12 protein-coding genes and 2 pseudogenes are annotated in these 11,608 nt (G+C 45.7%); 9 read left to right on the forward strand and 5 right to left on the reverse strand.

The genetic code is table 11. The annotated features are described in order from the left end of the window. The first annotated feature begins 191 nt into the window (after positions 1-191). On the forward strand, positions 192-1,151 hold the full coding sequence (locus BEG40_RS12675) for a lipid A deacylase LpxR family protein (RefSeq protein ID WP_105285541.1): 960 nt from the start codon (positions 192-194) through the stop codon (positions 1,149-1,151). A gap of 501 nt (positions 1,152-1,652) precedes the next feature. On the opposite strand, the gene BEG40_RS12685 is transcribed toward BEG40_RS12675, so the two are convergent. Both BEG40_RS12685 and BEG40_RS12690 read right to left on the reverse strand, forming a co-directional pair. After that, a complete protein-coding gene (locus BEG40_RS12685) occupies positions 1,653-1,868 on the reverse strand; it encodes a TrmB family transcriptional regulator (protein ID WP_105285509.1) in 216 nt (71 codons plus the stop codon). Positions 1,869-2,040: 172 nt separating this feature from the next. Next, a pseudogene (locus BEG40_RS12690) lies at positions 2,041-2,751 on the reverse strand (STM1630 family protein). Between BEG40_RS12690 and BEG40_RS21925 the strand changes: the two are divergent. After that, positions 2,704-3,691, forward strand: a pseudogene (locus BEG40_RS21925) (tyrosine-type recombinase/integrase); the annotation flags it as partial. The pseudogenes BEG40_RS12690 and BEG40_RS21925 sit on opposite strands and share 48 nt — an antisense overlap. A gap of 45 nt (positions 3,692-3,736) precedes the next feature. On the opposite strand, the gene ompW reads toward BEG40_RS21925, so the two are convergent. After that, positions 3,737-4,375, reverse strand: a complete 639-nt coding sequence (ompW, locus tag BEG40_RS12705; protein WP_000737249.1) for an outer membrane protein OmpW — start codon at positions 4,373-4,375, stop codon at positions 3,737-3,739. A gap of 354 nt (positions 4,376-4,729) precedes the next feature. Here ompW and BEG40_RS12710 point away from each other — a divergent pair, with 354 nt between their 5' ends. From BEG40_RS12710 to yciA, 3 genes are all read left to right on the forward strand, one after another. Continuing rightward, positions 4,730-5,473 carry a YciC family protein gene (locus tag BEG40_RS12710; protein ID WP_000028527.1) on the forward strand — a complete coding sequence of 248 codons (744 nt, stop codon included), beginning with the start codon at positions 4,730-4,732 and terminating at the stop codon, positions 5,471-5,473. 29 nt (positions 5,474-5,502) lie between these two features. Further along, positions 5,503-6,042 carry a septation protein A gene (locus BEG40_RS12715; protein ID WP_000808667.1) on the forward strand — a complete coding sequence of 180 codons (540 nt, stop codon included), beginning with the start codon at positions 5,503-5,505 and terminating at the stop codon, positions 6,040-6,042. A 104-nt stretch (positions 6,043-6,146) separates the two neighbouring features. After that, complete coding sequence (yciA, locus tag BEG40_RS12720) at positions 6,147-6,545, forward strand: acyl-CoA thioester hydrolase YciA (RefSeq protein WP_000108155.1); 399 nt, start codon at positions 6,147-6,149, stop codon at positions 6,543-6,545. 39 nt (positions 6,546-6,584) lie between these two features. On the opposite strand, the gene tonB is transcribed toward yciA, so the two are convergent. Further along, on the reverse strand, positions 6,585-7,304 hold the full coding sequence (tonB, locus tag BEG40_RS12725) for a TonB system transport protein TonB (protein ID WP_105285543.1): 720 nt from the start codon (positions 7,302-7,304) through the stop codon (positions 6,585-6,587). Positions 7,305-7,527: 223 nt separating this feature from the next. Here tonB and BEG40_RS12730 point away from each other — a divergent pair, with 223 nt between their 5' ends. Together BEG40_RS12730 and kch are read left to right on the forward strand one after the other, a co-directional pair. Then, positions 7,528-7,824 (forward strand): YciI family protein, encoded by a 297-nt coding sequence (locus tag BEG40_RS12730; protein ID WP_000967596.1) that lies wholly within the window; start codon positions 7,528-7,530, stop codon positions 7,822-7,824. A gap of 300 nt (positions 7,825-8,124) precedes the next feature. Further along, on the forward strand, positions 8,125-9,372 hold the full coding sequence (gene kch / locus BEG40_RS12735) for a voltage-gated potassium channel protein (RefSeq protein ID WP_010350461.1): 1,248 nt from the start codon (positions 8,125-8,127) through the stop codon (positions 9,370-9,372). Positions 9,373-9,425: 53 nt separating this feature from the next. Here the strand turns inward: kch and BEG40_RS21750 are convergent, their stop codons facing one another. Beyond that, positions 9,426-9,599: a YciY family protein gene (locus BEG40_RS21750; RefSeq protein ID WP_001309467.1), complete on the reverse strand. Its 174-nt coding sequence runs from the start codon at positions 9,597-9,599 to the stop codon at positions 9,426-9,428. Positions 9,600-9,741: 142 nt separating this feature from the next. On the opposite strand from BEG40_RS21750, the gene cls reads away from it, so the two are divergent. Together cls and BEG40_RS12750 are read left to right on the forward strand one after the other, a co-directional pair. Then, on the forward strand, positions 9,742-11,202 hold the full coding sequence (gene cls / locus BEG40_RS12745) for a cardiolipin synthase (RefSeq protein WP_000214525.1): 1,461 nt from the start codon (positions 9,742-9,744) through the stop codon (positions 11,200-11,202). Positions 11,203-11,236: 34 nt separating this feature from the next. Beyond that, complete coding sequence (locus BEG40_RS12750; RefSeq protein ID WP_000366958.1) at positions 11,237-11,566, forward strand: HI1450 family dsDNA-mimic protein; 330 nt, start codon at positions 11,237-11,239, stop codon at positions 11,564-11,566. Positions 11,567-11,608: the final 42 nt, after the last annotated feature.

An 11,608-nucleotide genomic window follows, 5' to 3' on the forward strand; every position in this document is an offset into this window, starting at 1 on the left:
GACTATCACTTATTTAAGTGATATTGGTTGTCTGGAGATTCAGGGGGCCAGTCTACACTATTTATTCTTATATGATAAAAAAAATACAACATAAAAGATATCTCATTGAAAAACAAAAAGCCATCATGTTAAAAACACAACACATATACGCCCACAAGAAAACACACAATATAAACATTGGAGCAATATTCATGAACAAATACATTACAATACCTGCATTGCTAATAATAAATATCAGCATCCCTACTGCCAATGCTGACAGCATTTCCTTATCATTAGCTAATGATGATGCTGGCTTCTTTCAATCTACGCTCAACAAGATTTATAGCCATAAAGATGAAAAACGCGACGATTATACACAGGGGCTTTTCATTGGCTATAGCCATAATGTTACAGAGTCAGGTCAGCTATCGTTTCATCTTGCACAAGATATTTATTCTCCATCCGGTACAAATAAAAGGCACCCAATAGCTGTAACCGGGGACAGAGCCTTTAGTGCATATCTTCATACGGGAGTTGAATGGAGCGATGTCATTACAAACTGGTTTCGCTATCGTTTTGGTACGGATTTTGGCGTAGTAGGACCTGATGCCGGTGGACAAAAAGTTCAGAATAAAGCACATACAATTATTCATGCTGAAAAATATCAAGCCTGGGATGATCAAATTGAAAATCGCTACGGTTATACAGTTAAAGGTATGGTATCTCTTACACCCAATATTGAATTAATGGGTACAAACATTGGAGTTTACCCTGAACTATCAGCAGTAAGTGGTAACTTGTTTCAGTATATTGGATATGGAGCAACATTTGCCATTGGAAATGATAAAATATTTAACTCAGACAATGGTTTTGGCCTGCTTGCGAACAGGGGATTAATCCACTCATCCGGGAATAGTGGATTAATATACAAAGTATTTGCCGGTATTGAACGACGCGAAGTCGATCGCAACTATACTTTGCAAGGAAAAACACTTCAAACAAGGAGTGAAACTGTTTCGCTAAACAGAACTGTTGATGAATATCGTGTCGGCACAACAGTAGGTTATTCTCCGGTTGCTTTAACCTTGTCGTTAAATCGTGTATCACCAGAGTTTAAAACGGGTAAAGATTACTCTTACATTAATGGCGCAATCACTTTCATTTTCTGATTGTCAACCTACCACCGCCCCTTCCATAATTTCATTATGTGACTCTGAGGGTGCTTTCTGGCATATACAGAGATATTACTCAGAGTCAATTTTATCAGGCACACCGTAAAGCCCACCATTCCTGACATCCTCACCCATCTTCGCACTTCATTACTCTAGTGGGGTAGATATCAGGAGAATATTTTTACAAAAGATTATTAAGAATATCGACAACATCGTCAAAAAGACCAGTCCAGAAGAGTTAGTAAGCTTATAAGTATATTTTCAGATGGAACAACTGGATGTATTTTCTAACATAATCCATCCTCCCCAATAAATTCCAGACTGGCGGCGTTGATAAACTCACAACTGCATATTTTCACAGGTCAAGCATGGGTCATTAAGCCTGTCTCTGATAGACCTACTGCTTTTGCGCAAAGCAGTAGAGCTGAGGTTTGCTTATGACCCCAACGCATGAGAATATAGCTGGTAGGTGCTGCTAACACCCACCAGCCCCGCCCATTACCCCAAATTAAAGAGTCTTCTCTGCGTAAGGCGTCTATAACAACCGAACTGATAATCTGCGAGAGCCGCCATAACAAGCTGGGTCAGTATAAACCGGCTGCGTTCGCGTGAAAGGTAAGTATTCTGCGCAATTTCCCGACATCGCCGGCCGGTGGAGCTTAATTCATTAAACACCACTTTGTCAGCTTCAGTCATATCCTGCTGTTTTAGCATGTCTTTTCCCTTTTCCTATTAACGTGGCACACTAATAAGTCTTGTCTGAAAAGCCAGCAAGATAAAAGCACTATTCACGACCACCAGCGTCTTTACCGTACTACACCAAGCCTACGGGCACAAAAAACCGCTCAATGGCGGGAAATAAAAATTCTTTGTTACTCAGGAAATTTTAACGCACTCTGATTTCATTAATTTCAAAGTCATCAATATGCCCTCTATTAAGTATGACGAACTTCATACTCACACTCCTGTACGATTTCGATAACACCAGACGTTCATCATAGCGTGCAATAACGTAATACCAGACATTCTCATAGTGGAGCGCCTGATATTCCTGGTTAAACTGGGGTTTGTACCAACCGGCAATAAGAGAGAATATCCAGAAATAAATCATAAATCCGACCATCATGAATTCAATCCGGTGATGACGAATAAAAGACACTTCCGAAATACATTTGTCTGAGATAAGCCTCCTGCCTGACCTGACAAGAAGTGTGATTATTAAAACTGTAATAACACATAAAGCCAGTGCATCTGACGCAAGGTGCTGATGAATTACCGAAAACTCCAAAACAGGCGGAACAAAAAGCAGCAATATTGCCAGAAAAAGCCTGATAAAACTCAAATTCTGTATATTATTTTTTTGTTTTATGCCTAAAAAGAAAACAATACCAACTCCCCATCCAACAAGAAATATAACGATAACTGTAACAGCATAAAACAAACTGCGGGCCACATCATCAACGCCAGCCCCAACAACTCACCATGGAAATCCATAGTAAAAGGAAGTACCCCATCCATAGAAATAAGCACTTCCCCACCCAAGACACAGGCAGAAGCTATTGCAGCAGGAGCGAACAGCCGTCTTGCCAGGCAACAAATGGAACAAATGCTCAGCCTGCAGGAGAAAATTATTAATGATACCGGTGGTTCATCAACCATTTCCGTTTTTCTGAATAGTTACAGAAAAATTCAACAGGAAAGATATGAAAACGGAGAGATCACTCAACACACTGAAACAGAAAGCGCCCCCTCTCAGGGTATTTGATGAACGTTTTGGCACCAGGCCATTAGATGCCATAACCGTAAAAGATGTGGTATCGGTGCTGGAAGATTACAAGGCAAAAGGACATAACAGAATGGGACAAATTTTCAGGAAAGTACTGATCGATGTTTTCCGGGAGGCTCAGCAAATTGGCGATGTCCCGCCAGGCTTTAACCCTGCAGAATCGGCAAAAAAACCACAGGTACGGATATCAAGGCAACGACTGACCTTTGATGAGTGGATGATGATCTATAATGCAGCGGAAAAGGATGGTTACTTTTTACAACGCGGTATGCAACTGGCTCTGATGACGGAGCAGCATCTTTCCGATATTTGCAAAATGCAGTTTTCGGATATCAGAGATGGCTACCTCCATGTCGAGCAACAAAAAACAGGAGCCCGGATCGCCATCCCTCTTGCCCTGCGTTGCGACAAATTAAGTCTTACTCTGGGTGATGTGGTGTCATCCTGTCGTGACTGCGTTCTAAGTCCGTGGTTATTACATCATCATCACGCTAAAGGGACAGGTAAACATGGCGGGATGGTTAAGCCAGCAACGTTAACAATTGCATTTAAAAAAGCCAGGGATTCTGTGGATTACAACTGCCGTGCTAATGGCACCCCACCCTCTTTCCATGAGCAGAGCTCTCTATCAGAACGATTGTTCAGAGAACAGGGAATTGATACCAAAATTTTGCTGGACCATTCGAATCAAAAAATGACCGATATTTACAACAACGCACGCGGTAAGGAATGGAAAAAACTGGTCATTTGATGACCAGTTTTGCAGAGGAGTTTTGCAGAGGTTTTGCAGAGAAAATTAAAAACGATATCCTGCTGAGAACATAAACACCCACGGATCGAGGCGTACGCTATCGTGTTGCTGTGCACCGCCCAGCTTATAATTGGCGGTAGTATCGATATCCATGTACCAGACTGACATGTTAACCAACCAGTCACGGTTAATCAGATAATCAACCCCCACCTGCCCGGCTGCTCCCCAGGAATCTTTCAGACTGAGATCGGAAAGCCCGGCCTCTTTGCCATGATCGTTAAATCCATTATCAAAGAACGTGGTGTAGTTAATACCGGCACCAACGTAAGGACGGAATTTGCTGCTGGCATCACCAAAATACCACTGCGCCATCAGTGTTGGCGGCAGATGATGGACTGTTGCAATATCACCGGTCGCGCGAGTACCAATTTTATGGCGGAAAGGCGTCGCTGCCAGTAATTCAACACCGATATTGTCAGTCGCCATATACGTAAACGTCAGGCCCAACTGAGTGTTATTAGTCACACTAAACCCACCCAAACTTCCTAATGTACCACCAGCGCCTTCTGTCGGACGCACAGTCGCAGAACCTGCACGCATAAAAAACTCGCCTGCTTCATGCGCAAAGGCCGTGCCAGAGAGAAGAGTTGTTACTGCCAAAGCCGCCACTGTTAATTTTTTCATATCCGCTCCGTCGTTATGGTTATAAAAACGTGACAAATATACCTACATTGGAGTAACAAATGATCCTACACAGATCACACTACATTCTCTAAATCACCATTTATTGATCTGGATTAATTTAGAAGTTGCATCAAAAATCCTGGTTAACGTGATTTAAATCAATTTTTATATATTTTCGCTGCGCAAATATTAACGCGCTCGCCACTTGCTCCTGTCTGCACACATAAATGCCAACAATTACCTCCGCTTTACAAAGATATGCTTTTCCATACATGACCTGATGCTGCCACTGAGAGGCTAACCAGGGTACAATTGCCCGCTAATTAACACCTGCATAAAACTCAAGGAGAGTGCATGTCTATCACGGCGCAGTCCGTATACCGTGACACCGGAAATTTCTTCCGTAATCAATTTATGACCATTCTGTTGGTATCGTTGCTTTGTGCATTTATCACAGTGGTGTTAGGACATGTTTTCTCACCCAGTGACGCTCAACTTGCGCAGCTCAATGACGGTGTACCCGTTAGTGGCGGCGGTGGGTTGTTCGACCTGGTACAAAATATGTCCCCGGAACAACAGCAGATTTTGCTGCGTGCGTCTGCCGCTTCTACCTTTTCAGGATTAATCGGTAACGCCATTCTTGCGGGCGGCGTATTATTAATGATCCAGCTAGTGTCCGCCGGTCAGCGGGTCAGCGCATTACGGGCAATTGGCGCGAGCGCTCCGGTATTACCGAAGCTATTCTTGCTAATCCTCCTGACGACATTGATTGTGCAAATAGGCATCATGCTGGTGGTCGTTCCTGGTATCATCATGGCCATCCTGCTGGCGTTGGCTCCCGTGATGCTGGTCCAGGATAAAATGGGCATTTTCGCCTCCATGCGCAGCAGTATGCGGCTGACATGGGCGAATATGCGTCTGGTGGCACCTGCGGTATTGAGCTGGTTACTGGCAAAAACTCTGTTGTTGCTGTTTGCCTCTTCGTTTGCCGCATTAACCCCAGAAATTGGCGCTGTACTGGCGAACACCTTGAGCAACCTGATTTCAGCCGTATTGCTCATCTATCTGTTCCGTCTGTACATGTTGATTCGCCAATAACCCTAAGCATTTGATTACGGAATCGTAAAATGAAGCAGTTTCTTGATTTTCTACCGCTGGTTGTCTTCTTCGCGTTCTATAAGATTTATGACATCTATGCGGCAACTGCGGCGCTGATCGTCGCCACAGCGATTGTGCTTATTTATAGCTGGGTTCGCTTTCGTAAGGTTGAGAAGATGGCCCTGATCACCTTTGTTCTGGTGGTCGTCTTCGGCGGTCTGACGCTTTTCTTCCACAATGATGAGTTTATTAAATGGAAGGTCACCGTTATTTACGCACTGTTTGCCGGTGCCCTGTTGGTTAGCCAATGGGTAATGAAAAAGCCGCTGATTCAACGTATGTTGGGTAAAGAGCTTACCCTGCCGCAGCCAGTATGGTCGAAGTTGAATCTGGCCTGGGCAGTCTTTTTTATCCTTTGCGGGCTGGCAAACATCTATATCGCTTTCTGGCTGCCACAAAATATTTGGGTCAACTTCAAAGTGTTCGGTCTGACCGCCCTCACCTTAATCTTCACGCTGTTAAGCGGTATCTATATCTACCGCCACATGCCACAGGAAGATAAATCATAACCAGACAGCCAGTCCTTCGGGGCTGGCGCTGTATCTCCTCTGTTCTCCTCAGGAAAATCATAGTAGCATCGCGCCTGTGATTTTCCTTTTTAGTCGGTTTTACCATGTCAACAACACATAACGTCCCCCAGGGCGATCTGGTTTTACGAACTTTAGCCATGCCTGCCGATACCAATGCCAATGGCGATATTTTTGGTGGTTGGTTGATGTCGCAGATGGATATTGGTGGTGCCATTCTGGCAAAAGAAATTGCACATGGTCGCGTCGTGACCGTTCGCGTGGAAGGCATGACTTTTCTGCGACCTGTAGCAGTCGGTGATGTGGTGTGCTGCTATGCGCGCTGTGTCAAGAAAGGGACAACATCTGTCAGCATTAATATTGAAGTGTGGGTGAAAAAGGTAGCGTCTGAACCACTTGGGCAACGCTATAAAGCGACGGAAGCATTATTTAAGTATGTCGCGGTTGATCCTGAAGGAAAGCCTCGCGCCTTACCTGTCGAGTAATAGTCAAAAGCCTCCGGTCGGAGGCTTTTGACTTTTTGCTTACTGAATTTCGGTGGTGCCGTTAATTTTAAACAGAATATTTACCACAATCCCACTTCCTGGCTTACCCGACTCGTAGCGCCATCTACGCATCGCGTTTTTCACTTCGCGCTCAAACATGTTCGCGGGTTTGGCAGAAAGAATTTGTACGTTATCCACGCGACCATCCGGTGTAACGTCAAACTTAACTTTAACCTGCCCTTCAATGCGCAATGCCTGCGCGCGCGCTGGATACTGCGGCTGATTACGGCTTAATGCGCGTGGTCCTGAAGCCACACTTGTAACCGGCTTGCTAGTTGCAGCCGTTGCCGTACTTGATGTCGGGCGTGCGGGTGCCGTATTTTCAAACGGTGATGCCGGACGCGACTCCGCTGGTTTAACATCGCGCTTTGGCTGTTCCTGCACCTTTTTCACTGGCTTCGGTTTTGGCTTAGGTTTCGGCTTCGGCTTTTCAATGACCACCGGCGCTTCTTTTGGCGGTTCTGGTAATGGTTCAGGTTCCGGCTCTGGCTCCGCCACCGGCTCTGGTGGCGGTTGAACAGCTTGTGGCGGTTCAAGATCGGCTGGCGCAACCATGGTGACAGAAATCGGCTGCGCGGGCGCAGGTAGTTCAATAACCTGATGTACCGAGGTATAGAGTAGACCCGCCACGACAGCACCGTGAATGCAGACTGAAAGTAACGTCGGCCAGGGGAAGCGGCGAGGTAAATCAAGGGTCATTGAAGTCATAATCATTTCAGTAGAAAAACCAGGCCTCGATTTTAAATGCAAATAGCAATCATATTCAATAACGCAAAACGATCAGGATCAGTGAAAACGCAATTTTTGGCGTAATTAGCCTGACTTTATCCAGACTCTTAACAAAGACATCATCTTTCCGTTGCAGATCTTCGCCCTTTCAAATAACGTACTTTACAACTTTTCCGAACAAGGAGTTGTGCCCGTGTTGTATGTAATTTACGCTCAAGACAAAGCCGATAGTCTCGAAAAACGCCTTTCCGTTCGTCCGGCACATTTAGCGCGTTTGCAGTTACTGCATGATGAAGGTCGTTTGCTGACTGCGGGACCCATGCCAGCAGTTGATAGCAATGATCCTGGTGCCGCTGGTTTTACCGGTTCGACGGTGATTGCTGAATTTGAATCTCTGGAAGCAGCGCAAGCCTGGGCCGATGCCGATCCTTACGTGGCGGCCGGAGTGTATGAACAAGTTTCAGTAAAGCCCTTTAAGAAAGTGTTCTGAATAGAGGCTCCACATCTTAGAACACGGTTTTAGCAACCGTGTTCTTGTTTGGCCTTTCCTTGTAGGTATGCCATCGCAGCCACCATCACAAACAGATAATAACTTTATCTGTATTTCTTTATACGATGTCAGCATATTCAGGAAAAATGCCCCTCCCGGACAAGGTATTGCTCAATCAAATCCTTTGATTACTGCGGATAAAGTCATCTACTATTGTTTAACATATTCACGCGTCGCATGTATGTTCACATTATGTACGCGCAGAGATAATTAAACAAAATTGTGGTTACAGAGGTATCAGTGAGTCACTGGGCTACATTCAGGCAAACAGCAGTAAATTTATGGGTGACCCTGCGGCACGATATTATCGCGCTAGCCGTCTTTTTAAATGGATTGCTTATTTTTAAAACAATCTATGGTATGTCGGTCAATCTGCTCGATATTTTCCATATCCAGGCATTTTCGGAACTTGATCTCTCCTTGCTGGCCAATGCGCCGCTGTTTATGCTCGGCGTCTTTCTTGTTCTGAATTCGATCGGCTTGTTATTTCGGGCAAAACTGGCATGGGCAATCAGTATTATTTTGTTGTTAATAACACTGATTTACACCCTTCATTTTTATCCCTGGCTGAAATTCAGCATCGGTTTTTGCATCTTTACGCTGGTAATTTTACTGGTGCTGCGCAAAGACTTCTCACACAGTAGTGCCGCAGCCGGGACAATTTTTGCTTTTATTAGTTTTACGACGTTACTGTTTTACTCCACCTACGGCGCGCTGTATTTAAGTGAGGGTTTCAATCCACGAATAGAGAGCCTGATGACTGCCTTCTATTTTTCGATAGAAACTATGTCAACCGTGGGCTATGGCGATATCGTCCCCGTTTCTGAATCGGCACGCCTGTTTACTATTTCCGTCATTATTTCTGGCATTACCGTTTTCGCCACCTCCATGACCTCTATTTTTGGTCCCCTTATCCGAGGAGGATTCAATAAACTTGTGAAAGGAAACAAGCATACGATGAATCGTAAAGATCACTTTATTGTTTGCGGTCACTCCATTCTGGCAATCAACACGATTCTACAACTGAATCAACGCGGACAAAACGTAACTGTTATCAGTAACTTGCCAGAAGATGACATCAAACAACTTGAGCAACGCTTAGGCGACAATGCTGATGTTATTCCCGGTGACAGCAATGACAGTTCGGTATTAAAGAAAGCGGGAATCGATCACTGTCGGGCTATTCTGGCGCTCAGTGATAACGATGCAGATAACGCTTTTGTCGTCCTGTCAGCCAAAGATATGAGCAAAGATGTCAAAACAGTGCTTGCGGTCAGTGATAGCAAAAACCTGAACAAAATTAAAATGGTACATCCGGACATCATTCTTTCGCCGCAGCTTTTTGGCAGCGAAATTCTGGCGCGGGTTTTAAATGGTGAAGAGATTAATAATGATATGCTCGTCTCAATGTTGCTGAACTCCGGGCATGGTATTTTCAGCGATGACGATGAAACGAAAACTGGCAGTAATGAATCGGCACAAAAATAGATTATAAAGGCCGAAGGCAAACTTATCGGGCACCGCGATGGTGCCCGGAACATTCAGATATTGTAGATCGCAAACAATAACGAGTTACGCTGTTTGTTTAGAATGCACTTCCTGATGCTGTGGATACGCATATTTCGGCGAGACTGCCCCTCAAGCCAACGCGATTTACGCCGGCTAGCCTGACGCTGCATACGCCAGCGTCCCACTTCCGTTCTACTCCGCTTCATGTTAACTACTCTATGCAATAACAGAGTGGTCATTATACCCTCGCCCCCGACGCTGACCAGTGCTTTTCCCGCGTTTTTATTTGCCAGATGAATCCATATGCGTAAACTCATAACAATGCGCTTTCAAAAGGATTTCTAATCTATGACAACCGTTTATACGTTGGTGAGTTGGTTGGCCATTCTGGGATACTGGTTGCTCATTGCAGGCGTAACATTACGCATTCTGATGAAACGACGTGCAGTTCCCTCCGCCATGGCCTGGCTGTTGATCATTTATATTCTGCCGCTGGTCGGAATTATTGCCTATCTTGCAGTCGGCGAACTCCACTTAGGTAAACGCCGTGCCGAACGCGCCAGAGCGATGTGGCCTTCTACCGCTAAATGGCTTAACGATCTTAAAGCCTGTAAACATATCTTCGCGGAAGAAAACAGCAGTGTCGCCGGGCCGTTATTCAAGCTCTGCGAGCGTCGTCAGGGGATCGCCGGGGTCAAAGGAAATCAGCTACAACTGATGACCGAATCTGATGATGTAATGCAGGCGTTAATCCGCGACATCCAGCTCGCCCGGCATAATATTGAGATGGTGTTTTATATCTGGCAACCCGGCGGTATGGCGGATCAGGTAGCTGAGTCATTGATGGCAGCAGCCCGACGCGGTATTCATTGCCGACTGATGCTCGATTCCGCCGGTAGCGTCGCGTTCTTCCGCAGTCCGTGGCCAGAACTGATGCGTAATGCAGGTATCGAAGTGGTCGAGTCCCTAAAAGTTAATCTGATGCGCGTATTTTTACGCCGTATGGATCTGCGCCAGCACCGCAAGATGATCATGATCGATAACTACATTGCCTATACCGGCAGTATGAATATGGTCGATCCGCGCTTCTTCAAACAGGATGCGGGCGTAGGACAATGGATTGACCTGATGGCGCGTATGGAAGGCCCCATCGCCACCGCGATGGGGATTATTTATTCCTGCGACTGGGAGATTGAAACCGGGAAACGTATTCTGCCGCCGCCACCAGATGTCAATATTATGCCGTTTGAGCAGGCCAGCGGTCATACGATCCATACCATTGCTTCTGGCCCCGGCTTCCCGGAAGACCTGATTCACCAGGCCCTACTCACCGCTGCATATTCGGCGCGCGAATATTTAATTATGACGACACCCTACTTCGTGCCCAGCGATGATTTGCTTCACGCTATTTGCACGGCAGCGCAACGTGGTGTTGATGTCAGTATTATCCTGCCACGTAAAAATGACTCAATGCTGGTTGGCTGGGCCAGCCGCGCGTTCTTTACTGAACTACTGGCTGCAGGGGTTAAAATTTATCAGTTTGAAGGCGGATTACTGCATACCAAGAGCGTGCTGGTCGATGGCGAGTTAAGTCTGGTGGGCACCGTTAACCTCGATATGCGTAGTCTTTGGCTGAACTTTGAAATCACGCTGGCGATCGACGATAAAGGTTTTGGTGCTGACCTCGCCGCCGTTCAGGACGATTATATTTCGCGTTCACGTTTACTTGATGCGCGATTGTGGGCGAAACGACCACTCTGGCAGCGCGTTGCCGAGCGACTGTTTTACTTCTTCAGCCCGTTGCTGTAAAACGTGGCCAACAGATGTTAAACGGGTAGTGACTATGGATATGGATTTAAACAATCGCCTGACCGAAGATGAAACACTTGAACAGGCCTATGATATTTTTCTCGAACTGGCCGCAGATAATCTCGATCCGGCTGATGTTCTGCTGTTCAATCTTCAGTTTGAAGAGCGCGGCGGTGCGGAGTTATTCGACCCGGCAGAAGACTGGCAGGAGCATGTTGATTTCGACTTGAACCCGGACTTTTTTGCCGAAGTGGTGATTGGCCTGGCGGACAGTGAAGATGGTGAAATCAACGATATTTTCGCCCGTATCCTGTTATGCCGCGAAAAAGATCACAAACTTTGCCATATTATCTGGCGAGAATAAATAATCGCTTTTGGCGTGATAAAGGGCTGACAGTTGTCAGCC

Source organism: Escherichia sp. MOD1-EC5495, assembly GCF_002965965.1.
GTDB lineage: Bacteria > Pseudomonadota > Gammaproteobacteria > Enterobacterales > Enterobacteriaceae > Escherichia > Escherichia ruysiae.

What these genes read in the sequence shown, in the direction of transcription:
- BEG40_RS12675 (WP_105285541.1), top strand. Translation starts at nt 192, where the DNA reads ATGAACAAATACATTACAATACCTGCATTGCTAATAATAAATATCAGC.
- cls (WP_000214525.1), top strand. Translation starts at nt 9,742, where the DNA reads ATGACAACCGTTTATACGTTGGTGAGTTGGTTGGCCATTCTGGGATAC.
- BEG40_RS12710 (WP_000028527.1), top strand. Translation starts at nt 4,730, where the DNA reads ATGTCTATCACGGCGCAGTCCGTATACCGTGACACCGGAAATTTCTTC.
- BEG40_RS12715 (WP_000808667.1), top strand. Translation starts at nt 5,503, where the DNA reads ATGAAGCAGTTTCTTGATTTTCTACCGCTGGTTGTCTTCTTCGCGTTC.
- ompW (WP_000737249.1), bottom strand. Translation starts at nt 4,375, where the DNA reads ATGAAAAAATTAACAGTGGCGGCTTTGGCAGTAACAACTCTTCTCTCT.
- BEG40_RS21750 (WP_001309467.1), bottom strand. Translation starts at nt 9,599, where the DNA reads ATGAAGCGGAGTAGAACGGAAGTGGGACGCTGGCGTATGCAGCGTCAG.
- BEG40_RS12750 (WP_000366958.1), top strand. Translation starts at nt 11,237, where the DNA reads ATGGATATGGATTTAAACAATCGCCTGACCGAAGATGAAACACTTGAA.
- BEG40_RS12685 (WP_105285509.1), bottom strand. Translation starts at nt 1,868, where the DNA reads ATGCTAAAACAGCAGGATATGACTGAAGCTGACAAAGTGGTGTTTAAT.
- tonB (WP_105285543.1), bottom strand. Translation starts at nt 7,304, where the DNA reads ATGACCCTTGATTTACCTCGCCGCTTCCCCTGGCCGACGTTACTTTCA.
- yciA (WP_000108155.1), top strand. Translation starts at nt 6,147, where the DNA reads ATGTCAACAACACATAACGTCCCCCAGGGCGATCTGGTTTTACGAACT.